Annotated in this window: 23 protein-coding genes; 11 read left to right on the top strand and 12 right to left on the bottom strand. The window is 67.3% G+C overall.

Annotated elements, in window-relative coordinates; all coding sequences use genetic code 11:
- Window positions 1-2 precede the first annotated feature (2 nt).
- The 4 genes from ACQ450_RS12940 to ACQ450_RS12925 all read right to left on the bottom strand — a co-directional run bounded on the left by ACQ450_RS12940 (window position 3) and on the right by ACQ450_RS12925 (window position 3,607).
- Complete coding sequence (locus ACQ450_RS12940; protein WP_431469572.1) at window positions 3-1,871, bottom strand: hypothetical protein; 1,869 nt, start codon at window positions 1,869-1,871, stop codon at window positions 3-5.
- Window positions 1,872-1,897: 26 nt separating this feature from the next.
- The gene (gene hemA / locus ACQ450_RS12935; RefSeq protein WP_188054092.1) at window positions 1,898-3,142 is read right to left on the bottom strand and encodes a 5-aminolevulinate synthase; all 1,245 of its coding nucleotides are present in this window, start codon (window positions 3,140-3,142) and stop codon (window positions 1,898-1,900) included.
- A gap of 104 nt (window positions 3,143-3,246) precedes the next feature.
- Window positions 3,247-3,393, bottom strand: a complete 147-nt coding sequence (locus ACQ450_RS12930; RefSeq protein WP_431469571.1) for a hypothetical protein — start codon at window positions 3,391-3,393, stop codon at window positions 3,247-3,249.
- Between the two features lie 85 nt (window positions 3,394-3,478).
- The gene (locus tag ACQ450_RS12925) at window positions 3,479-3,607 is read right to left on the bottom strand and encodes a hypothetical protein (protein WP_431469570.1); all 129 of its coding nucleotides are present in this window, start codon (window positions 3,605-3,607) and stop codon (window positions 3,479-3,481) included.
- A 193-nt stretch (window positions 3,608-3,800) separates the two neighbouring features.
- On the opposite strand from ACQ450_RS12925, the gene ACQ450_RS12920 reads away from it, so the two are divergent.
- The gene (locus ACQ450_RS12920; protein WP_431469569.1) at window positions 3,801-3,968 is read left to right on the top strand and encodes a hypothetical protein; all 168 of its coding nucleotides are present in this window, start codon (window positions 3,801-3,803) and stop codon (window positions 3,966-3,968) included.
- Window positions 3,969-3,973: 5 nt separating this feature from the next.
- Here ACQ450_RS12920 and murI read toward each other — a convergent pair whose 3' ends face one another.
- On the bottom strand, window positions 3,974-4,771 hold the full coding sequence (gene murI, locus ACQ450_RS12915) for a glutamate racemase (RefSeq protein ID WP_431469568.1): 798 nt from the start codon (window positions 4,769-4,771) through the stop codon (window positions 3,974-3,976).
- Window positions 4,772-4,868: 97 nt separating this feature from the next.
- On the opposite strand from murI, the gene plsY reads away from it, so the two are divergent.
- From plsY to ACQ450_RS12890, 5 genes are all read left to right on the top strand, one after another.
- Entirely contained in the window at window positions 4,869-5,456 is a 588-nt protein-coding gene (plsY, locus tag ACQ450_RS12910; RefSeq protein WP_431471228.1) for a glycerol-3-phosphate 1-O-acyltransferase PlsY, read from the top strand.
- The gene (gene dprA, locus ACQ450_RS12905) at window positions 5,453-6,541 is read left to right on the top strand and encodes a DNA-processing protein DprA (RefSeq protein ID WP_431469567.1); all 1,089 of its coding nucleotides are present in this window, start codon (window positions 5,453-5,455) and stop codon (window positions 6,539-6,541) included. The genes plsY and dprA overlap by 4 nt, the downstream gene beginning before the upstream one ends.
- Window positions 6,538-7,176, top strand: coding sequence for a hypothetical protein (locus ACQ450_RS12900; protein ID WP_431469566.1), 639 nt, complete (start codon window positions 6,538-6,540; stop codon window positions 7,174-7,176). The genes dprA and ACQ450_RS12900 overlap by 4 nt, the downstream gene beginning before the upstream one ends.
- Window positions 7,177-7,238: 62 nt before the next feature.
- Window positions 7,239-8,144, top strand: coding sequence for a glutathione-dependent disulfide-bond oxidoreductase (yghU, locus tag ACQ450_RS12895; protein ID WP_431469565.1), 906 nt, complete (start codon window positions 7,239-7,241; stop codon window positions 8,142-8,144).
- Between the two features lie 162 nt (window positions 8,145-8,306).
- A complete protein-coding gene (locus ACQ450_RS12890; RefSeq protein WP_431469564.1) occupies window positions 8,307-9,350 on the top strand; it encodes an arabinan endo-1,5-alpha-L-arabinosidase in 1,044 nt (347 codons plus the stop codon).
- 107 nt (window positions 9,351-9,457) lie between these two features.
- On the opposite strand, the gene ACQ450_RS12885 is transcribed toward ACQ450_RS12890, so the two are convergent.
- From ACQ450_RS12885 to ACQ450_RS12865, 5 genes are all read right to left on the bottom strand, one after another.
- Entirely contained in the window at window positions 9,458-10,378 is a 921-nt protein-coding gene (locus tag ACQ450_RS12885) for a hypothetical protein (protein ID WP_431469563.1), read from the bottom strand.
- Between the two features lie 173 nt (window positions 10,379-10,551).
- Window positions 10,552-11,085: a DUF4334 domain-containing protein gene (locus ACQ450_RS12880; RefSeq protein WP_431469562.1), complete on the bottom strand. Its 534-nt coding sequence runs from the start codon at window positions 11,083-11,085 to the stop codon at window positions 10,552-10,554.
- Window positions 11,086-11,122: 37 nt separating this feature from the next.
- On the bottom strand, window positions 11,123-12,994 hold the full coding sequence (locus tag ACQ450_RS12875; RefSeq protein WP_431469561.1) for an ABC-F family ATP-binding cassette domain-containing protein: 1,872 nt from the start codon (window positions 12,992-12,994) through the stop codon (window positions 11,123-11,125).
- A 60-nt stretch (window positions 12,995-13,054) separates the two neighbouring features.
- Window positions 13,055-14,383: a PQQ-dependent sugar dehydrogenase gene (locus tag ACQ450_RS12870; RefSeq protein ID WP_431469560.1), complete on the bottom strand. Its 1,329-nt coding sequence runs from the start codon at window positions 14,381-14,383 to the stop codon at window positions 13,055-13,057.
- Window positions 14,380-14,802 (bottom strand): DUF2231 domain-containing protein, encoded by a 423-nt coding sequence (locus ACQ450_RS12865; protein ID WP_431469559.1) that lies wholly within the window; start codon window positions 14,800-14,802, stop codon window positions 14,380-14,382. The genes ACQ450_RS12870 and ACQ450_RS12865 overlap by 4 nt, the downstream gene beginning before the upstream one ends.
- Before the next feature lie 249 nt (window positions 14,803-15,051).
- On the opposite strand from ACQ450_RS12865, the gene topA reads away from it, so the two are divergent.
- Window positions 15,052-17,598 carry a type I DNA topoisomerase gene (topA, locus tag ACQ450_RS12860; protein ID WP_431469558.1) on the top strand — a complete coding sequence of 849 codons (2,547 nt, stop codon included), beginning with the start codon at window positions 15,052-15,054 and terminating at the stop codon, window positions 17,596-17,598.
- A gap of 43 nt (window positions 17,599-17,641) precedes the next feature.
- On the opposite strand, the gene ACQ450_RS12855 is transcribed toward topA, so the two are convergent.
- Window positions 17,642-17,938: an SEL1-like repeat protein gene (locus tag ACQ450_RS12855; RefSeq protein WP_188056537.1), complete on the bottom strand. Its 297-nt coding sequence runs from the start codon at window positions 17,936-17,938 to the stop codon at window positions 17,642-17,644.
- Between the two features lie 74 nt (window positions 17,939-18,012).
- Window positions 18,013-18,855, bottom strand: coding sequence for a pantoate--beta-alanine ligase (gene panC / locus ACQ450_RS12850; RefSeq protein ID WP_431469557.1), 843 nt, complete (start codon window positions 18,853-18,855; stop codon window positions 18,013-18,015).
- A gap of 81 nt (window positions 18,856-18,936) precedes the next feature.
- On the opposite strand from panC, the gene ACQ450_RS12845 reads away from it, so the two are divergent.
- From ACQ450_RS12845 to ACQ450_RS12830, 4 genes are all read left to right on the top strand, one after another.
- Complete coding sequence (locus ACQ450_RS12845) at window positions 18,937-19,731, top strand: division plane positioning ATPase MipZ (RefSeq protein WP_188054079.1); 795 nt, start codon at window positions 18,937-18,939, stop codon at window positions 19,729-19,731.
- Window positions 19,728-20,048: a J domain-containing protein gene (locus ACQ450_RS12840; RefSeq protein ID WP_431469556.1), complete on the top strand. Its 321-nt coding sequence runs from the start codon at window positions 19,728-19,730 to the stop codon at window positions 20,046-20,048. Before ACQ450_RS12845 ends, ACQ450_RS12840 begins: the two co-directional genes overlap by 4 nt.
- Window positions 20,049-20,101: 53 nt before the next feature.
- Window positions 20,102-21,484, top strand: coding sequence for a phosphoglucomutase/phosphomannomutase PgmG (gene pgmG, locus ACQ450_RS12835; protein ID WP_431469555.1), 1,383 nt, complete (start codon window positions 20,102-20,104; stop codon window positions 21,482-21,484).
- A gap of 91 nt (window positions 21,485-21,575) precedes the next feature.
- The gene (locus tag ACQ450_RS12830) at window positions 21,576-22,340 is read left to right on the top strand and encodes an exonuclease domain-containing protein (RefSeq protein WP_431469554.1); all 765 of its coding nucleotides are present in this window, start codon (window positions 21,576-21,578) and stop codon (window positions 22,338-22,340) included.
- The last annotated feature ends 85 nt before the right edge of the window (window positions 22,341-22,425 follow it).

Genomic DNA, 22,425 nt, shown 5'->3' with positions numbered 1-22,425 from the left:
GCTCAAGCGCCTGATCCGGCCCCCACCGCGCCACGCTCCAGCTCCGACAGCCGCGTTTCCAGCGTCCGGATCAGCTCCTGCGTGCGAAGATCGCGCTTTCGGCGTAGCTGCGCCTGCCGCAGCGCCGCCGCAAGCGCGTTTTCGATCGCCTCCAGCGCCTTCCGCTCGTCCTTCGAATAGATGTTGCCGTCGCTACGCGGGCCGAGCAGCAGCACTCCGATCGGCCGCCCCTCGTCGTCCAGCGTGATGCGCAGTGGAAATACCGGGTCGCGCCGATTGAGATTGTCGACCGCGAGCGCCTGAGTGCCGCCGTGCGCGTCCATCCATTCGGCGACGTCGCGATCGGTCGCGCCTTCGGCCCCGACGATGCGATAGCCGGCCTCGGTATAGAGCAGCACCGCCACCTGCCGCGCGTGCAGCCCCTCGATCACGGCATGGACGACACGCCCGCCAAGATCCTCGGGATGATCGTCATGCTGCCAGAGCTGCAGCCGCTCGGGTAGCTTGCGCAGCGCCAGCACGCCGGCCTGGAAGCGCTTTTCCACCCAGTTGTTCACGCGCTCACGTGCCGGGCCCAGCACCATCGCCGCGATGACGGCGCTCACCGCCGCGACCAGCGGCCGGTTCGCGCCTAGGGTGCCCGCCAGAAACTCGTTGAGAATCGTCATCGACGCCGCCCAGATACCGCCGATCACCAGTGTGATCGCGGCATAGCCGATCGAGCGCCCGATCGCTGCGTCGGCGTCCCACAGACGGTAGCGGAGCATCGCCACCAGCACGCCGCCAGCCATCAGGAGCAGACTTGCGTTGAATGCCGCCAGCAACGCCATACGAAACCAGAGCGCGTCCACATCCGGCAGCACGCCGAGCCACATTCCCTCGACCAGGAGCAGCACCGTTCCCAGCAGCGCCATGCTCGAAACGAACCCGAACGCCACCCATTTCAGCTGCTGTCGCTCGATCCCGGGCGGCGTACGCCGGAAGCGGGCAATCGAAGCAAGCGCCGCTGCAAGACCGAGCCCGAGCGCAAGCACCAGTCCGAGCAGATCGGGAATCGACGGCAGGGCGACAGCCACCGTGACCGGCACTGCGGCAACGGCGATCCACCCGCCCCAGCGCGGCCGGAATCGCCCGTCGGGGAAAGCAGGCAGCGCCACAGCGAACAGGCCGAAAAAAAGCGCGGAAAACCCCTGATCTAGCGTCTCGAGCCCCAGCCAATACCAGAGCGCCTCCCCCGGCAGGACCGAAGCCAGGCTCAGGAAGGAAAAGGAGAGGAGCAGCGAAACGGGATCGTCCGGCCGGCGGCGGACGAGCAGGATCGCCGCGACCATCAGCAGCGCCGCCGCCAGTGCTGGCGGTACGTTCAGGATCAGAAAGTCGACGGAGGGCCCGAAATCGCTGATCTCGGAAAGCGCCTCGGGCGTCCGCGGGAGCATGAAGGTGTGAGTCGCGCCCTCGGCATCCCGCGTGGTCACGCGGACAGGCCCGGTCTTGGTGCGGAGGAGGCGCGCGACTGCCTCGGGATCTTCGCCGCTCAGTGCCGCGCCGTCGACTGCGACCACCGGGCCCGGGACGAACCCCATCGCCTCGACCGGTTCGGTAAGCGGCACGGCGACATAGCGCGCGTCGACGCCGTCCTCGGGCTCGGGCTCATAGGGGTAGATGCCATAGGTCGCGAAGGATGGATCGGTGATTGTCGCGGTGACGTGACTGCGCCACAGCCCGCCAGCGAGGCTCACCAGCGCGACCAGCAGCAGCAGCCCCCACAGCATCCGCAGCGGCCATCGCCAGCGCGGCGACACCTCTGGCAGCCGTTCCGGCGGCAATCCGATCCGCTGCAGCAGCCCCGCTTGCCCGCCCGTTTCCGCCATGGCCTTCCCCCTGAAGGCCAAGTGTATCAGGCGGCCTTGCGCAACTCCAGACGGCCCCAGATCTCGACGAGCGCCTGAGTCAGCTCGCGCATCATCGCCTCGTCATGCGCCGGTCCCGGCGTGAAGCGCAGCCGCTCGGTGCCGCGCGGCACCGTCGGATAATTGATCGGCTGCACGTACACGCCATATTCGGCGAGCAGGATGTCGCTGATCTTCTTGGCCTTCACCGGGTCGCCGACCATCAGCGGAACGATGTGCGTCGTCGTGTCCATCACGGGCAAACCGGCCTCGGCCATCATCGCCTTGAGGCGCGCGGCAGAAGCCTGCTGGCCATCGCGCTCCGCGCGCGATGCCTTGAGATGCTTCACGCTGGCGAGTGCACCCGCCACCAGCACCGGCGAGAGCGAGGTGGTGAAGATGAAGCCGGGCGCGTAGCTCCGGATCACATCGATCACCTTGCGCTCGGCGGCGATATACCCGCCCATCACGCCGAATGCCTTGCCGAGCGTGCCTTCGATGATCGTCAGCCGCTTCGCCGCGTCGTCGCGCTCAGAAATGCCGCCGCCGCGCTCGCCATACATGCCGACGGCATGGACTTCGTCGAGGTAGGTCAGCGCATTGTATTTGTCCGCGAGATCGCAGATCGCATGGATCGGCGCCACGTCGCCATCCATCGAATAGACGCTCTCGAACGCGATCAGCTTGGGAGCGGCGGGGTCGTCCGCCGCCAGCAGCGCTTCGAGATGCGCGACGTCGTTATGACGGAACACGCGCTTTTCGCATCCCGAATGCCGGATGCCGGCAATCATCGACGCGTGGTTGAGTTCGTCCGAATAGATGATGCAGCCGGGCAGAACCCGCGCCAGCGTGGAAAGCGTCGCTTCGTTCGAAACATAGCCCGACGTGAAGAGCAGCGCTCCTTCCTTGCCGTGCAGGTCCGCGAGCTCATGCTCCAGCTCGATGTGGTAATGGGTGTTGCCGCCGATGTTGCGCGTGCCGCCCGATCCGGCGCCCACGTCGTGCAGCGCCTCTTCCATCGCCGCGATCACGCTCGGATGCTGCCCCATCGCCAGATAGTCGTTCGAGCACCACACGGTGATCGGCTTTGGTCCGTTATGTCCCGCGAAGCAGCGCGCACTGGGGTAATTCCCCTTGTTGCGCAGGATGTCGATGAAGACGCGATAGCGACCTTCCTCGTGCAGCCGATCGATCGCCTGGCTGAAGACGCGCGAATAGTCGATCGCTGTCGGCGCATTTTGCTCGATGCCCATGCTTTCTCCCGTAGCGGCTCGATCGGCGGATTTCCAGCGGGTCCGTATCCGCAATTGTCCCAATGACGGTCAGCGAATTTGCCGGGGCTACGCGTCCCGAACGCTCAGCCGACAGAGATTCCCCGGGGGTTCGATGCATGGGCGGCAACGCGCGCTTCGTAATCGGCGGCGCGCGGCGCGGTGAACCGCCATTCGAGCGGGGCGAACGTCGAACAGCCGTTGATCGTCGGCACGCGCCAGCGCTGCGCCATATCGATGGCATCCGGATTGTGCAGACATTTTCCAGTCCCGCTCGGGGTTGCGGCACATCGGCTCGTTCACGCCGGTGGCGACCGTCTAGAAGCTGGCGAACGCGATGAACATCACCAGCGCATCGGCGAGCAGGAGAACACCGAATCGCCCCGACTCGCCGGTTTCGGCCCGCCAGCCTTCATCTCCGCATCGCGGCTCCTGTCGCAGCTTCATCCTTGCCGGACAAGCGCAGCCTGTAAGCACCTGAAAATCCGCACATAACAATCATGCAGCAGAGTTGAGCGAGGTTAGGAGTCAATCGGGCGAGCCATGGTAAAAGACGTGCATCGCGGGCGAATCACTTTCCACAAGCCGCCTGCGGCTGAGAGACTCCCCGAGCTCCCGTGGGCACCCAAGGAGCAAGCTCATGTCGAACTCCGACCAGGAATATTACGTCCGCCGCGAACGACAGGAGCGCGACCGTGCGGACCGTACCGAAGACCAGACCGCGCGCCGCGTCCATCTCGAGATGGCTGATCGCTATTCGGCGATGCTGCGTGAAACGGCGCTAGTTCCGGCGGCTACGCAGGCCTGATCGCGTCACAGGGTTTCGATCGTTCGAAGCCCGTGGCGCGCCAGCGCCGGCGCCAGCGAAGCGAATTCGCCGTCGCCGCTGGTGAACACGGCCAGGCCAGGCCCCGCCGCTGAAGGCCATTGCGTCGCGTTCGTCAGATGCGCGACACGCCGGGCGATTCCCTCCCCGCCGTCGACGAATTGCACCGGTTGGAGTGCCGCCGCCGCCAGTTCCGGTGCCAGCAGCGGGAAATGCGTGCAGGCATTGACGATTACGTCGATCTGCTCACCCCCCGGCTGCTCGAACAATCCCCTCAGCACCGCGCGCAGCCGCTTCCGGTCGGGAGTCGCGCCGCGCAGCGCGGCCTCCGCCAGGGTCACCAGCTCGGCCGATCCATGGCGCAGCACGGTGCAATCGCCCGCATATCGCGCTGCCAGATCGTCGACATAGGGCTGGCGCACGGTCGCCTCCGTCCCCAGCACGCCGATCGTGCGCGTGCGGCTGAGCGCCGCCGCCGGCTTGATCGCAGGCACCGTGCCCACGACCGGCAGGTCGAGCGCAGCGCGCACCGCCGAGAGTGCGATGGTCGACGCGGTGTTGCACGCGATCACGATCAGCCGCGGATCGTACCGCTCGGCGAGCCGCCCGAGCAGCGCCGGTACCCGCGCCGCGATCTCCGCTTCGCTCCGCGTTCCGTAGGGAAAGCCGCCATTGTCGGCGACATAGACTAGCGGCGCTTGCGGCAGCAGCGCGCGAGTGGGGGCCAGCACGGAAAGCCCGCCGATACCGGAATCGAAAAACAACAGGGGACGCAAGTCGGGCATCGGCAGATACGGAACCAGACAACCAGGATTATTGCGCCCGCTTAGGGGAGCGCCTAGCGTGCACGCAAGCGAGGGGGCAGCGAGTGTGACCGAATTCATGTGGCCGGAGGCGTTGGGGGCGCTTCTGCTGGGATATCTTCTCGGTTCGATCCCCTTTGGCGTCCTCCTCACCCGGGCCGCCGGGGCGGGCGATCTGCGCACGATCGGCTCGGGCAACATCGGCGCCACCAACGTGCTGCGCACGGGCCGCAAGGGCATCGCGGCGGCGACCTTGCTGCTCGACATGGGCAAGGGCTGGGCGGGCGTCGCGCTCGCCGCTGCCGTCTTTCCCGGCGCCGCGGTGCTGGGCGCCGTCGGCGCCTTCCTCGGCCATTGCTATCCGGTGTGGCTCAGGTTTCGCGGCGGCAAGGGCGTTGCGACGCTGATGGGCATCCTGCTCGCGCTCCACTGGCCGTCGGGGCTCGTCTATGCGCTGCTGTGGATCGGCCTGATCCTCGCGCTTCGCCTCTCGTCGCTCGCCGGAATGGCAGCCGCTGCGAGCGCGCCGGTCAGCGCCGCCTATTTCGGCCGGTTCGAGCTGGTGCTCCCGCTCCTGGGGCTCGCGCTGCTGGTGTTGTGGAAACACCGCACCAACATCGATCGACTGCTGTCGGGCACCGAGCCCAGGGTCGGCGCCTCCAAGTGAGCGGCGACGCCGGCCGGCTCGCCCGGCTACGCCTGCTCCGCACCGCCACCATCGGCCCCATCACCTGGCGCCAGCTCGTCGCCCGTTTCGGCGATGCCGAACGCGCGCTCGAAGCGCTGCCGATGCTCGCCGCACGCGGCGGCGGCCGCGGACCGCGCATCGCCGATGCCGGTGCGGTGCAGCGCGAGATCGCCGCCGTCGAGCGGCTCGGTGCCCGCTACTGTTTCGTCGACGAACCCGCCTACCCGCCCCTTCTCGCCGAGCTGGAGAACGCCCCGCCCGCCTTGATCCTGCGCGGCGAGATGGCACTTGCCGAGCGCCCGGTCGTCGCACTGGTCGGCGCGCGCAATGCCTCGGCCGCGGCCTGCCGCTTCGCCCGCCAGCTCGCGCATGGGTTAGGCGAGGCGGGAGTGACGACTGCCTCGGGGCTCGCGCGCGGCATCGACACTTCGGTGCACGCCGGTTCCATCGAATCCGGCACGATCGGCGTGATCGCCAGCGGCATGGACATCGCCTTCCCGCCTGAGAACGCGGAGCTGCAGGAGCGAGTCGCCAACGAAGGGCTGCTCCTCACCGAACAGCCGCCGGGCACCGAGCCGCTCGCCCGCTATTTCCCTGCGCGCAACCGCATCATCGCGGGCCTGGCGCTCGGCACGGTGGTGGTCGAGGCGGCGCCGCGTTCGGGCAGCCTCATCACCGCGCGGCTGGCGACCGAGGCGGGCCGCGAAGTGATGGCGGTGCCCGGCAGTCCCCTCGATCCCCGCGCGCAGGGCTGCAACCTCCTCATCCGCGAGGGGGCAACGCTCGTTCAGACCGTCGATGATATCCTCGAGATGATCCGTCCGATCGACCTCCGCGCCGTTCGCGCGCCCGCGAGCGGCTGGCAGGCTCCGCCGCCGGAAGATGCAAGCGACTCGGAACGGAGCCGAATCACCGGTCTGCTCGGTCCGGTGCCCGTCGCGATCGACGAATTGATCCGCCAGGCCGGACTCGCCCCGGCGGTGGTGCAGACGGTGCTGCTCGAACTCGAACTCGCCGGCCGGCTGGAGCGCCATGCGGGCGGGCGCGTGTCGATGAGGCTGTGAGACGCACGACGATGGGCTATGCGCTTTCCTTTTCCGCCACGCTGCGCAACATCGCCGCACTGGTCGTCGCACAGCCGCTTCCTGGCGCACTCGCAGTCGCCGCACTTGTGGCGTCGGGCCTTGCGGCCGATCTCTACGGCGCCGCGTTCCTTGTCGGCGTCGTCGCCCTCGCGGCGCAGTATCTCGTCACGAGCGCGCTGCTGCGCGGCGCCGGGGCACATGCCGCCTGGGGCGCCCCCGGCCGAGCCGCGCGCTTTGTCGGTGTGAGTATCGTCAGCAGCGTGGCGATCGGCGTCGGCATGCTGTGTCTGATCGTACCGGGCCTGTTCCTGTTCGCGCGCTGGCTGATCGCAATGCCGCTCGTGATCGGCGAGGGACGTAGCGTGCAGGCGGCGCTGCGCACGAGCTGGCGCTGGACACGCCCGAGCACAGCCGCGTTGATGGGCATCGTGGCGCTGGCGATCGCCCCGCTCGCGGCGGCGCTGCTGATCTTCCTGTTCGTCTATCCGCCCTACGGGCCGGTCGCGCTCGCCGCCGCCCTACCCGCCAATCTGCTCTACGGCATCGGCCTGACGCTCTGCTGGTATGCGGCGGTCGCGGTTTATCTGCGGCTGCGGGCGGCGACGGAGGTCTGAGGCGCCCTGGCAACCGCGCCGCCGCCACCTACATGCGGGTCAACCGAACCAGGGAGAGCAGCATGGCCGACCAGAACGATCCCGCCAACAACCAGCCCGCCGGCTATGTGCCTCCCAAAGTGTGGCAGTGGGAGCCGGGCAATGGCGGCAAGTTCGCCAGCATCAATCGGCCCACCTCCGGCGCGACGCACGAAAAGGAGCGGCCGGTCGGCGAGCATCCGCTTCAGCTCTACTCGCTGGCGACGCCCAACGGCGTGAAGGTGACGATCCTGCTCGAGGAACTGCTCGCCGCAGGTCATTCGGGTGCCGAATATGACGCCTGGCTGATCGACATCGGCGCGGGCGACCAGTTCGGCAGCGGCTTCGTGGACGTGAACCCCAATTCGAAGATCCCCGCGCTGGTCGATCGTTCGACCGATCCAGAGACGAAGGTCTTCGAGAGCGGATCCATCCTGTTCTATCTTGCCGAAAAGTTCGGCGCGTTCCTGGCGCCCGAGGGGGCGGCGCGCACCGCGGCGATGAACTGGCTGATGTGGCAGATGGGCGCCGCCCCCTTCCTGGGCGGCGGCTTCGGCCATTTCTACGCCTATGCGCCGTTCAAGATGCAGTACCCGATCGACCGCTATGCGATGGAAGTGAAGCGCCAATATCATGTGCTCGACACCCATCTGGCGAAGCACGAATATATGGCGGGCGAAAATTACAGCATCGCCGATATGGCGATCTGGCCCTGGTATGGCGCGCTGGTGCGTGGCGAGGTCTATGGCGACGCCGCCGAATTCCTGAACCTCAAGGAATATGCCAACGTTCAACGCTGGGTAGCGCAGATCGGCGAGCGCCCGGCGGTGCAGCGCGGCCGGATGGTCAATCGCAGCTTCGGCCCGACGCACGAGCAACTGCGCGAACGCCATGCCGCCAGCGACTTCGAAACACGGCGGCAGGACATGCTGGAGGTGCAGGGAAGCTGAGGCGGGCGAGCGGGGCCGGTCGCTAGCAAGAGCTCGGCCGCCCCCCCCCGGGCCGATCAGACCCGGGGGGTGGTCCCTGGCGCCCTGCTGCCATAGGAGAAGGCCCAGACCCTGGCCTTTGCGCTCGGGCGTTCGAGCCTGCGACCACGACCGGAGTGAAGAATGCCTTTCGCCAAGTTCCTACGCGAAATCGCTGTTGTTTCGGCCTTGTCGGCGGCGCCGGTCATCCCCGCCGCAGCGCAACCCACGTCGCCGAGCATCAACGAGCGGGCGAGCGGTGCGATTGCCCCGGTGCACGATCCGGTGATCATTCGCGAGGGCGACACCTATCACGTCTTCTCGACCGGCATCGGCCCGGATGGGCAGGGCCTGATCTCGCATCGAACCTCTCCGGACCTCATTCAGTGGGAGTTGGCGCCGCCGCCGTTCACCAGCTTGCCCGAGTGGGTGGTGGGCGCCGTCCCGGGCGTCAGAAACCTCTGGGCGCCCGACATCAGCTATGTGAACGGCCGCTATCGTCTTTACTATTCGGCTTCCACCTTCGGCTCCAATCGCTCGGCCATCGGCGTCGCCACGTCGGCAACGCTGGATCCTGCGAGCCCCGACTATGGCTGGCGGGATGAAGGGATGGTAGTCACCTCGAACCCGGCAGATGATTTCAACGCGATCGATCCCGCCTTCCTTGCCGACGGCGACGGGCGGCACTGGCTCTCGCTCGGCAGTTTCTGGAGCGGCCTCAAGCTGTTCGAACTGAACCCGCAGACGGGCAAGCTTCTCGATCCTGCCGCCGGGCCCGTGACGATCGCTTCCCGCCCCGTGCCCGCCGGCGCGCCCTCCATCGTCGAGGCGCCGTATATTTTCGAGCGCGACGGCTCCTATTGGCTGCTCGCCAGCTACGACTATTGCTGCAAGGGTGTGAACAGCACCTACTACACCGTTGTCGGGCGCGCCGAAGATGTGACGGGGCCGTATCTTGGCAAGGATGGCAGTTCGATGCTCGAGGGCGGCGGCACGATCCTGTTGCGCGCCGACCTTCAGGAGCAGGAGCGCTTCCGCGGCCCTGGCCATCCGGGCCATTTCCGCGACGCGGACAGCACCGATTACGTGGTGTATCATGCATACGACAAGGACAGGAACGGAGTGCCGACCCTGCGCATCCTGCCGCTGTCCTGGGGTGCCGACGGCTGGCCGGTCCCCGCTGAGTGAAAGGGCTTCAAGCAGGAACGAGAGAAGCTGAGGCTACCGTACCGGTCCGGTAGCTCGTTCTGGAAGCCTGGTCTCGCCGGCGGCGCGAAGGCCAGCCGGGCCGGGGCTCAGAAGCTCCAGCTCACTCCTGCGCGTCCGACCAGCTCTGCATTGTCGAGCCCGTTGGCGACGCGCTCGTTCAGCAGCCAGAGATCGAAGCCGCCGTTCAGCTCCAGCGCGCTCGCCTGTCCGCCGAACGGATTGGCGGCGAAGATCAGGCCGGTGCGGAAAAAGCCGAACGTCTGCTGTCCGCCATCGATGCCGTCGTAATATTCGTCGGAAAGTCCCACCACCAGCGGGATGCTCACCCGCACCGGCCGCTCGGCGTCGGACAGGGAGAAGGACGGCGTGAGCGACGGCTGGACGTACAGCGCATCGGGCCGCCCGGGCCGGTTCGATTCCTGCACGAGGCGCAGCGTCGGAGAGAGAGTGAAGTCGGGCAGCGGCACCAGGTCCGCCCAGGCCTCCCCATCGTCGAAGCGCACGATCAGTTCGAAATCGTCATAGGCCCTGAACGAGTTTCCGGGGGATTCGTAGCGGTAGTAGGCGGCCGACACGATCCACCGGTCGCTCAGCTCCACGGCCGCTCCGGCATAGAGATCGGCTTCGTACCACCCGGCCAGATCGCCTGAACTGGGCTGGCCGAGGCCCGGCTCGGTGAACTGGATACTGTTCCAGGTTCCTGCAAACAGCCCGGCGTCGGTAACGATCCCGCCGGCCAGCTCCGGAAGCGCCACGCGCACGGACAGATACGGCTGAAGGCTCGGCTTGTCGGAAAAAGCGATGCCGCGCGAGATATACTGCCCCACGAACGTCGCCCCGGCGCTCACAGTCACGCGGCCTGGCTCGGCCGGCCGGTCCGCTTCCACTTCGTCCAGCAGCGTCGCCTCGGGCGGCCTTTCGTCCCCGAGTGGAGCCTCGATGTCCTGCGCACGCGCAGGCGCCGCCATGCTCGCGAGGAGCAGGACGGCAGAAACACGAGCTCTCATAAAACGCTCTCTTCCCTCGCTGGACCGGAAACATTGCAACCAGCCGCAGCCGCCTACGTTCCGGGCGACGACGGTGCGGCAAAGTGGCCATGCTTGGTCCTGGCGCGCTCGATCTGGAGGCACGCTCAGGCGGCGTGGATAGCTGGCGAGGAGGGGCACACTCCCCGCCGGCATCACCCCGCCTCCTCCCGCCGCAGCAGGAAAAGGTAGGGCGCGGAAAATCCCCGCATGTCCATTGCGCCCAGCATCGTGTCGGCGTCGATCGCGCGAAAAGCGTCGTGGATCGGCTGTGCGTCGTAGAGCATGGTTGCAGTGACGACACCGCGATACTCGAGGCGGCGGAGCCGTGCGGCGGGGCGCGTCGTCGCCAGCAGCGGGGCCGCGAGCGCCAGAAGCCGCGGCGACGTCACGCGGCCGGCAAGCCCCGGGCGCCGCACCAGCAGCGCCAGCGGCAAGCGCGCAGGATCGACGCAGAAGCGGCTTCCGTCGGCCTTTGCGAATACCAGCGGATGCACCGCCTCGGCATTGTCGAAGCGCTTGCCGTGCCATCCGCTCCGCGCGAGCAGTCCGTCGAGCGAATGGCCGCTAGGCACTTCGCTGCCACGCCAGCTGCCGAGCATCGCCGCCTCGGCGACCGATGGCAGCGAATCGTAAAAGGCGAGCGCGCGGGCCGCGCCGACGCCGGCTTCCAGCTCCTCCGCCGTCATCGCGTCGCTCCTCCCGCTTTCGCCTGCGCCTTGCGCGTCAGGCCGCTTCGGTCTCCAGCGCCTCGCTCGCTTCCAGCCAGCTCGCCTCGGCCGCCTCGATCCGGCTTTCCAGCTCGGCGCGGCGCTTCATCAGGTCGGTCATCGTCAGCTTCGCCAGCGCAGGCTCGGCGGTCGAGGGATCGAACATCGCCCGGTCGATCGCGCTGCGCTCGGCAGTGAGCTTCTCCAGCGCGGTTTCCGCGGCCTTTGCCGCCTTGCGCAGCGCCTGGTTCTTCTCGCGCGCGTCGGCGGCGGCCTTGCGCGCATCCTTCTTGCTGACCTTGGGCTCGGCCTTGCTGCCGCCCGCGGGCTCTTTCGCAAGCACGAACGCGATGTAATCGTCGACCGAGCCGTCGAACTCCGCCGCCGTTCCTTCATTTACCAGCACGAGCCGATCGGCGGTCGTCTCGATCATGTGGCGGTCGTGGCTGACGATCAGTACCGCGCCCGAATAGGCGTTGAGCGCCTGGATCAGCGCTTCGCGCGCGTCGACGTCGAGATGGTTGGTCGGCTCGTCGAGGATCAGCATGTGCGGCGCGTCGCGCGTGATCAGCGCCAGCGCCAGCCGCGCCCGCTCGCCGCCCGAAAGCTTGCCGACCTGCGTCAGCGCCTTTTCGCCGGCGAAGCCGAACCGGCCGAGCTGCGCGCGCACCGCCGCCGGCTTCTCGCCGGGCATCAGCCGCTGGAGATGATCGAGCGGAGTGTCGCCGTGGCGCAGCTCCTCGACCTGATATTGCGTGAAATAGCCGACGCGCATCTTGCCCGAGGCGTTCATTTCGCCGTCCATCGGCGCGAGCTGCGCCGCCAGCAGCCGCGCGAGCGTCGTCTTGCCATTGCCGTTGCGGCCGAGCAGCGCGATGCGATCGTCGGGATCGATCCGCAGGTTGAGGCGCTGAAGCACCGGGGTCTCGCCATAGCCCACGCTCGCCATGTCGAGCGTGATCAGCGGCGGACGCAGCGCATCGGGATCGGGGAAGTCGAAGCTTAGCGAGGGGTCGTCGACCAGCGCTGCGATCGGCTGCATCCGGGCGAGTGCCTTGGCGCGGCTCTGCGCCTGTTTCGCAGTGGAGGCGCGGGCCGAATTGCGCGCAACATAGTCCTGCAGCTTGGCGCGCTGCGCCTCCTGCTTGGCACGCGCCGCCTCCAGCTGGGCCTGCCGCTCGGCGCGCTGCTTCTCGAACGCGTCATACCCGCCCGGATAGAGCGTCACTCTGCCCCGTTCGAGGTGAAGCATGTGATCGCAGACGTTGTTCAGGAAGTCGCGCTCATGGCTGACCAGCAGGATCGTCGCCGGATACGTCTTCAGAAAGTCCTCGAGCCACAGCACGGCCTCGAGGTCGAGGTGGTTCGAAGGCTCGTCGAGCAGCAGCACGTCGGGCGCCGAGAACAGCAAGGCAGCGAGCGCGACGCGCATCCGCCACCCGCCCGAAAAGCTCTCCAGCGGACGATGCTGCGCCTCCTCGTCGAAGCCGAGGCCGTTGAGGATGCGCGCCGCGCGTGCCGGCGCCGAATGCGCCTGGATCGCGTTCAGTCGGTCATGGATGTCGGCGATGCGCGCCGGATCGCTTGCGGTCTCGCTCTCGGTCATCAACGCGGCGCGCTCTTCGTCGGCGGCGAGCACCGTCTCGAACGGAGTCGTGCTGCCGGCCGGCGCTTCCTGCGCGACGTAGCCGAGTCGGGCGGCGCGCGGCATTTCCACCGTTCCGGTGTCGGGCTCCAGCTCGCCGGCGATCACCTTGACCAGAGTCGATTTTCCCGCGCCGTTGCGCCCGATCAGCCCGACGCGTCCGCGCGGCGGCACCGCGGCCGAAGCGGCGTCGAGGATCGTGCGTCCGCCAAGGCGCACGGTGATGTCGTTGAGATTGAGCATGGGCGCGGGCGCTGTAGCAGCCCGCGCCGCGCGAGGGAAAGGGGCTTGCCGCCCCTGTGTTCATTCCACCGGCTGCACGACCAGCCGCGCAGACGTGGTCGGTCGCGAGGGCGCAACGCGCCAGATCGTGTTCGACAGGTCGTCGGCCACAATCAGCGCGCCGCGCGGATCGACGGTGACTCCCACCGGCCGCCCGCGCGTCTTGCCGTCCTCGCCCATGAAGCCGGTCACGAAATCGATCGGCACGCCCGCCGGCCGGCCGCCGCGGAACGGCACGAACACGACCTTGTAGCCGACCGGCTCGCTGCGATTCCAGCTGCCGTGCTCGCCGACGAACACGCCCTCTGCAAAGGAACTGCCCATCGCGGGCGACGAGAAATCGACTCCGAGCGCGGCGACATGCGACCCGAGCGCATAATCGGGCCGGATCGCCGCGGCGACCTTCTGTGGATCCTGCGGCCGCACGCGCGGATCGACGTTCGATCCCCAATAGCTGTACGGCCAGCCGTAGAAGCCGCCCTCGCGCACCGAAGTGAGATAATCGGGGACGAGATTGGGGCCGAGTTCGTCGCGCTCGTTCACCACTGCCCACAGCTCGTTGGTGCCCGGACGAAAAGCGAGCGCGGTCGGGTTGCGCAGCCCGGTGGCATAGGGCCGATGCGCGCCGGTCTCGGCATCGACTTCCCAGACAACCGCGCGGTCGACTTCGGCGATCATGCCGCGTTCGGTGATGTTGCTGTTCGATCCGATGCCGACATAGAGGTAGCGGCCGTCGGGGCTGGCGGTCAGCGCCTTGGTCCAATGGTGGTTAATTACCGAGGGGAGCTGCGTGACCAGCTCGGGCGGGCCGCTCGCCCGCGTCTGCCCAGGCGCATAGTCGAAGCGGACCAGCGAATCCTGATTGGCGACATAAAGGTCGCTGCCGACCAGCGCGAGGCCATAGGGGGCGTTCAGACCATCGGCGAACACCGTTCGGCCTTCATAATTGCCGTCCCCGTCGGCGTCGCGAAGCAGAGTCAGCCGGTCGCCGCCTTCGACCGAGCTCACGCCCTTGGATTTGATATAGCCGGCGATGAAATCCTTCGGAGTCAGCTTGGGCGCGTTGCCGCCCTTGCCCTCGGCGACGAGGATGTCGCCGTTGGGCAGCACGATCGTCTGGCGCGGAATCTTGAGGCCCGTCGCGATCGGGGTGATCGAATAGCCCTCGGGAACCGTCGGGCGCTGGTCACCCCATTGGACGGGGTTGGCGATGTCCATGCTGGGCAGCAGCCCGCGCTCGCGGTCGGGCAGAGTCGGCTGCTCGCCATAATCCTGTGCGGGCGGATTGCCGCCGCATCCGGCGAGCAGGGCCGGCAGGATCGCGGCAGTTAGAAGCAGGGCGCGGTTCATTTGGCGCCTCCCGCGCGCAGCGTCGAAAAGCCGATCCAGACCGCGACGATGGTAAGCAGGGCGACGATCGCGGACAGGATCAGCCCGTCGGGCATCGCGGCCCAAACGTCCTTCGCATGGACGAGCGCGTTGATGAAGCCGAGCACCCATGCGGCGAGCAGCACAACGAAATAGAGGAGGTGCCAGCCTTCACGCGTGCGGATCAGGTCGATCAGTGCCCAGAGCAGCGCGAATCCGCTGAAGAACATCCCGCCGATGATCAGCCAGGACGCGAAATTGGTCCATTGGACCTGATAGCTGGCTGCATAGGCATAGTCGCTGAGCAGCGCGCCCAGGAACAACGGCAGCGCGCCTGCCAGCAGCACCGCGTGCAGCGGGTGCAGCGCTGGCGCGCGGTGTCGGTCGAAATCGAGAGCCAAGAGCCGGTCTCCTGTCGCGGCGAACATGCGGGTGCTTCGGACAGGAACGCGCCCGGAGCGGCGCTACGCAGGGCACTGGCGCAGCGCGATCAGGAAATGCAAGGCGGCGCCGGTTGTTCCCCCGCCCGCGCAGCAGCCGAAGATGCTTCCGACGATTTTCTGATCGATTGCTTCGCCAAGGCCGCTTGACGGAGGGCGAAGTGGCTCCCCATCCTCGCGCGTGTACACGTAAGGAACCACCTCCTCCCCATGCAGCTCGTCATCGTCGAATCGCCCGCCAAGGCGAAAACCATCGAGAAATATCTCGGCAAGGATTATCGCGTCCTCGCCTCTTACGGCCATGTCCGCGATCTTCCGCCCAAGGACGGGTCGGTGAACCCCGACGAGGGGTTCGCGATGGAGTGGGAGCCCTATGCCGACAAGGCCAAGCAGCTGAAGGCGATCGCCGACGAGGCGAAGAAGGCGGACCGGCTGATTCTCGCCACCGACCCCGATCGCGAGGGCGAAGCGATTTCGTGGCACGTCCAGGAAGTGCTCACCAAGCGCAAGGCGCTGCCCAAGGACGTTCAGCGCGTTACCTTCAACGCGATCACCAAGGCCGCGGTGACCGAGGCGATGGGCAAGCCCCGCCAGCTCGACACTGACCTCATCGACGCCTATCGCGCCCGCCGCGCGCTCGATTATCTGGTCGGCTTCACGCTGTCGCCGGTGCTCTGGCGCAAGCTGCCCGGCGCCAAGTCGGCGGGACGCGTCCAGTCGGTCGCGCTGCGCCTGATCGTCGAGCGCGAGCGCGAGATCGAAGGCTTCACTGCGCAGGAATATTGGTCGGTGACGGCCGATCTGGAGCAGGACGGCACCGGCTTTCAGGCGCGGCTGGTGAAGTGGAAGGGCGACAAGCTCGACCGCCTCTCGATCGGCAACGAAGGCGATGCGATGGCCGCGAAGAAAGCGGTCGAGGAAGGCCGCTTCTCGGTCGTCTCGGTCGAGACCAAGCCCGCGACGCGCAACCCGCCGCCGCCCTTCACCACCTCGACGTTGCAGCAGGAGGCGGCGCGCAAGCTCGGCTTCTCGGCGAGCCACACGATGCGCATCGCGCAGGCGCTCTACGAGGATGGCGCGATCACCTATATGCGTACCGACGGCGTCCAGATGGACGGCGGCGCGATCCAGGACGCGCGCCGCGCGGTCGCCGAGCGCTATGACGGGTCGTACGTGCCCGACAAGCCGCGCATGTATCAGACCAAGGCGAAGAACGCGCAGGAAGCGCATGAGGCGATCCGCCCCACCGACTTCTCGAAGGACCGCGCGGGCTCGGGCGACCACGCCCGCCTTTACGATCTGATCTTCAAGCGCGCGTTGGCGAGCCAGATGGCGTCGGCGCGGATGGAGCGCACCACGATCGAGCTGGAGGATGCCACCGGCCAGCACGGGCTGCGCGCCACCGGCCAGGTGGTGCTCTTCCCCGGCTATCTCGCGCTCTACGAGGAAGGCCGCGACGATTCGGAAGACGAGGACGCGCGCCGCCTGCCGAAGATGAGCGAAGGCGCGACTCCCGCGAAAAAGGCAGTGAATGCCGAACAGCATTTCACTCAGCCGCCGCCGCGCTTCTCCGAAGCCTCGCTGGTGAAGCGGCTCGAGGAGCTCGGCATCGGCCGCCCGTCGACCTATGCCTCGATCATCCAGGTGCTCAAGGACCGCGCCTATGTGCGCGTCGAAAAGAACCGCTTCTTCGCCGAAGAAAGCGGGCGGCTGCTGACTGCCTTTCTCGAGCGATTCTTCGAGCGATATGTCAGCTATGACTTCACCGCGGGGCTTGAGGAGGAGCTCGACGACGTCTCGGGCGGGCGCGCGGCCTGGCAGGCGGTGCTCGACGCATTCTGGAAGGATTTTCGCCCGCGGACCGACGAAGTGATGGAGCAGAAGCCGTCGGACATCACCGCCGAGCTCGACAAGTTCCTCGAACCCTATCTCTTCCCCAAACAGGCCGACGGCAGCGATCCGCGGCGCTGCCCGGCATGCGGCGACGGGCGGCTGGCGCTGCGCGGCGGGCGCTTTGGCGCCTTCGTCGCCTGCTCCAATTATCCCGAATGCAAGTTCACGCGTCGCTTCGCCCAGCCGGGTGGCGAAGGCAGCGAGGACAGCGGCCCTGAATCGCTGGGGAAGGATCCCGAGACCGGCCTCGAGGTCGAGCGCAAGTCAGGCCGCTTCGGTCCCTATATACAGCTCGGCGAAGGCAAGGAAGCCAAGCGCGCGTCGATCCCGAAGGATCTGCCGGGCGAACTCGATCTGGAAATGGCGCTCAAGCTGCTCAGCCTGCCGCGCACGATCGGCAACCATCCTGAGACGGGACAGCCGATCGAGGCCGCGATCGGCCGCTACGGCCCCTATCTGAAGCATGACGGCAAATATGCGCGGCTGGGCAGCACGATGGAGGTGTTCGAAACCGGCATGAACGCGGCGGTGGTGAAGCTCGCCGAAGCCGCCGACAAAGGCGGACGGGGTCGCGGCGCGGCACGCGAACCGCTGAAGACGTTCGGGACCCACCCAACGAGCGGCGGCGAGATGAAGCTGATGGAGGGCCGCTACGGCCCGTACGTCACCGACGGCACGACCAACGCGACGCTACCCAAGACCGCCGATCCGGCAACGCTGACCGCCGAGGAAGCCGCCAAGCTGATCGACGAGCGCGCCGCCAAGGGTCCGGCCAAGGGCAAGAAGAAGGCGTCGGCAAAGAAGAAGCCGGCAGCGAAAAAGGCGCCGGCCAAGAAAGCGGCGAAGAAGGTCGCAGGAGACTGAGCCGCACCGTTCCGGGGCAGCGCTGCCTGCCCCGGCTGCGGAGTCAGGCCGCCCGGATCTGCCCCGCCTGAAGAAAGGCGCGTGCCGCCTTCTGCGCTTCGATGATCTCGCGGGCGCTCATGTCCTCGGCGATTTCGGCGCGGCTTTGCTGCGCCCGTTCGCTGCCCGACATCGCCGCCAGATTGAACCATTTATGCGCTTCGATCAGGTCGATATCGACGCCACCGGCGCCGCTCGAGAAGACGACACCCAGATCGTAACACGCTTGAGCGTTCCCGTCCGCCGCATCGCGCAGCCGGCTTTCGATCAGGAAACGCGCGCTCTTCAGGCTGTTGCCCATCGCCGCTACCCCTTTTCCACGATCCCTCGTGCTTCGGGTATTGGCGAACGAATGCAAAGAAATGGTTAACGGCGTTAACCGTCTCCGTTTACGGGCACGTTGTCGATCAGCCGCGTGCCGTGCAGCGTCGCCGCAGCCAGCAGCCGGCGCGGACGGTCCGGCGAAGGCTCGCCCAGCGTCTCGGCATCGACCAGCGCGACATAGTCGACCTCGAACCCTGCGGCGGTCAGAGTTTCGCGAGCCTGCGCCAGCGCGACCTCGGCGTCGCCCCCCCCGGCGATCGCCCGCTCCGCCACCCCGAGCGCCCTCGGCAGCACGGTCGCGGTCTTGCGATCCTCCTCGACGAGATAGCCGTTGCGCGACGACATCGCGAGCCCATCATCCTCGCGCTGGGTCGGCACGCTCACGATTTCCACCGGCAGGTCGAGATCCGCGACGAGGCGGCGGATGACCGCCAGCTGCTGAAAGTCCTTCTCGCCGAACAGCGCGGCATCGGGCTGCACCTGGTTGAAGAGCTTGGTGACGACAGTCGCGACGCCGTCGAAATGGCCCGGCCGATGTGCCCCGTCGAGCCCCTCGCTCACCCCCGAAACCGCGATGTTGGTCGCGAATCCCTCAGGATACATGACCTCGACCGGCGGCATCCAGAGCAGGTCGACGCCCGCTTCGGAGAGCATCCGCGAATCGCGCTGTTCGTGGCGGGGATAGCGGCCGAAGTCCTCGTTCGGCCCAAACTGCTTCGGATTGACGAAGATCGAAACCACGACTCGCTTGGCCTGGCGCCGCGCGGCATCGACCAGCGCAAGATGCCCGGCATGGAGCGCACCCATGGTGGGCACCAGTGCGATTCGCTCGCCGGCGGCGCGAAAGCCCTGCAGCTGCTCGCGCAGCGCCTCGAGCTGACGGATGGTTTGCACGTGGTAACACCCTCAGATACAGACGAAGGGCGGCCTTCTATGGGGACGGGCCCGACCGATCAATAAAGGAAGTGAGCGGGCTTGAGCAGCGACTCGAATCGATTGCACGTGATCGTGTTCGCGAACGAGAAGGGCGGGACCGGCAAGTCCACCACCGCCGTTCACGTGGCGATCGCGCTCGCCGCGAAGGGCGCCAAGGTCGCCTGTTTCGACCTGGATCACCGGCAGCGGACGATGGGCCGGTATCTCGACAATCGTCAGGCCACGATCCAGCGCACCGGCCGTGAATTGCCGATGCCGCGCTACGAGACACATGACGGCGAAACGGTCGCGCGCTTTTCGGAATCGCTCGAGCGCCTGAGCGCCGGCGCCGACTTCCTGGTGATCGACACGCCGGGCCGCGACGATCGCTTCGCGCGCATCGCGGTCACCAATGCCGACACGCTGGTCACGCCGATGAACGACAGCTTCGTCGATTTCGACCTCATCGGTCAGGTCGATCCCGAAACCTACCGCGTCATCCGCCCCAGCTTCTATTCCGAACTGATCTGGGAATCGCGCAAGCGGCGTGCGAAGGCCGATGGCGCGACGATCGACTGGGTCGTGCTGCGCAATCGCATGCAGCACATCGAGGCACGCAACATGAAGCGCGTTTCGCAGGCGATCGACCAGTTGTCGAAGCGGGTTGGCTTCCGCGTGATTTCCGGCCTTTCCGAGCGCGTCATCTACCGCGAGCTGTTCCCGCAGGGGCTGACGATGCTCGACAGCCGCGAGTTCGGCGAAATGGGTCTCGCCCATGTCGCGGCGCGACAGGAACTGCGCGAGATGATGGCGGGGCTGGCGCTGCCCGAGCCTGCGATGCCTCTCTTCGCATGATCTGGAAGCTCGTCGCCGCCCTTGCGGTGGCGTGGCTCGGCTGGCGGCTGTGGCACGGATTCCGTCCCGTTCGGACGGGCAAGCCAGCGCCTCGGCCCGTTGCCGCGCCCGACGCCGCCGAGGCAGAGGCACGGAGCATCCTTGGCCTTGGCCCCGATGCCGGCGAGGCGGAGATCCGCGCCGCCCACCGCCGCCTGGTGGCGCAGGTGCATCCGGATCGCGGCGGCTCGGCCGAGGCTGCCCGCCGCATCAACGCGGCGCGAGACACGCTGCTCAAGCGCAGCCGCGGAGCAGCGTCGGAACCGAGTCGCGATTGAACTTTCCGATCGATTCGCGGATTAGGCCCGCACGAGAAACGCCGGGAGGACTCATGACGCACCGCTTCGATCCGACTTCGCTGCGCGAATACGACATTCGCGGGATCGTCGGGAAAACCCTGGGGACGGACGATGCCCGGGCGATCGGCCGCGGATTCGCGACGCTGCTGCGCCGCGCCGGCGGCCATCGCGTCGCCGTGGGCCGCGACGGCCGCGCCTCGTCGCTCGAACTGGAGGCGGCGCTCGTCGCGGGGCTGACGGCGTCGGGCTGCGACGTGGTGAAGATCGGCCTCGGCCCCACGCCAATGCTCTATTATGCCGAAGCCACGCTAGAAGTGGACGGCGGCATTCAGATAACCGGCAGCCACAATCCCGCCGAGTACAACGGCTTCAAGATGGTGTTCCAGCACCGCTCGTTTTTCGGCTCCGACATTCAGGAGCTCGGCAAGCTGGCGGCGGAAGGCGACTGGGAGGAGGGCCAGGGCACGGTGACGGAGGCCGATGTCGTCGACCTCTATGTCGGGCGACTGATGGCGGGCTATGCCGGCGGCGCCTATCGCGTCGGATGGGATACGGGCAACGGCGCCGCCGGCCCGGTGGTCGAAAAGCTGGTGAAGCTGCTCCCCGGTGAGCACCATACGCTCTTCACCGATGTGGACGGCCGTTTCCCCAATCATCATCCCGATCCCACCGAAGAGAAGAACCTCGCCGATCTGAAGGCGCTGGTCGCCGAGAAGCAGCTCGATTTCGGACTGGCGTTCGATGGCGACGGAGACCGGATCGGCGCGGTCGATGGGCAAGGCCGCGTCGTCTGGGGGGATCAGCTTCTCTCCATTCTGGCCGAACCGGTTCTGCGCGAACAGCCCGGCGCGACGATCATCGCCGATGTGAAGGCCAGCCAGATGCTGTTCGATCGAGTCGCCGAGCTGGGCGGCGAGCCGCTGATGTGGAAGACCGGCCACAGCCTGGTGAAGACGAAGATGAAGGAGACCGGTGCGCCGCTCGCGGGCGAGATGAGCGGCCACATCTTCTTCGCGCACGATTATTACGGCTTCGACGACGCGCAATATGCCGCCGTCCGCCTGATCCGCGCGCTGCACATGATCGGCAGGTCGCTGACCGATCTGAAGAGTGCGATGCCGCAGCTCGTCAACACGCCCGAGATGCGCTTCCAGGTCGACGAGAGCCGCAAGTTCGCGGTCGTCGAGGAAGTCCTCGACCGGCTCGAACAGGAAGGCGCCGACGTCAACCGGACCGACGGCGCCCGAGTCAACACGCCCGACGGATGGTGGCTGCTCCGCGCTTCGAACACCCAGGATGTGCTCGTCGCCCGCGCCGAGGCGAAGGACCAGGCGGGGCTCGACCGCCTGATGGCGATGATCGACGCGCAGCTCGCGAAGAGCGGTGTCGAACGGGGGCCCCAGGCGGGACATTGAGGCCGACTCGGCCCCTCCTCCTCGCGGGAGGGGCCGGTCGCGACGACCAAAGGGGCTGGCAATTGCGCGCGCGAAACGCCACTTGAGAGCCATGGCTTCCCCTGCTTCCTCGCAGATCATTCGCGTCATCGACCTCGAAACCACCGGCTCTTCGCCGCCCGCCCATGCCGTTCTGGAGATCGGCTGGCAGGACGTGATGCTCGGCGAGGATGGGCGATGGGAGCTGCACGGCGACGGCGGAGCGATTCTCGTCAATCCCGGCCGCCCGATCCCGCCGATCACGCAGGCGGTGCATCACATTCTCGAGGAACAGGTGGCGGACGCCCCCTGGTGGCATGATGTCGCCCGCCAGGTGCTCGATCCCTATCCCAAGCGCCTCGCGCTGGCGGCGCACCGCGCCGATTTCGAGCAGCAATATTGCTCGCCGCGCCTCACCCACGGCGCCGACTGGGTGTGCACCTGGAAATGCGCGATGCGGCTGTGGCCCGATTCGCCCGGCTTCTCGAACCAGATCCTGCGCTACTGGCGCAAGCCCGAGGGATTGGTCCACGAGCGCGGCCTGCCCGTGCACCGCGCCTTTCCCGACGCCTATGTGACTGCGCATCACCTGCGCGACATGCTCAATGAAGCCAGCCTTGCGCAGCTTCTCGAATGGTCGAACCTGCCGGGCCTGCTGCCCCGAGTTCGCAGCGGGCCGGATCGGGGCAAGGAATGGCAGGAGATCGAGGACGAGGTGCTCGAGAATTTCCTCGGCGATCGCGATCCCGACGTGCGCTACACTGCCGAGCAGGAATTCGAGCGGCGGCGCGGCGGCGGCTATGTCGGCCGCGACACGGCCGAGCGGCTGCTGCTCTAGGCGCCGGCCGCGTTGCGATCGGGTGTGGCGTTCGCCGGCGAGAGCGCCTAGATAGCCGCCACGCAACATCGCCAACCCGGGAGCG

Source organism: Sphingosinithalassobacter sp. LHW66-3, assembly GCF_050703275.1.
Taxonomy (GTDB): domain Bacteria; phylum Pseudomonadota; class Alphaproteobacteria; order Sphingomonadales; family Sphingomonadaceae; genus Sphingomonas.
This window is presented reverse-complemented; position numbering and strand designations above follow the sequence as displayed.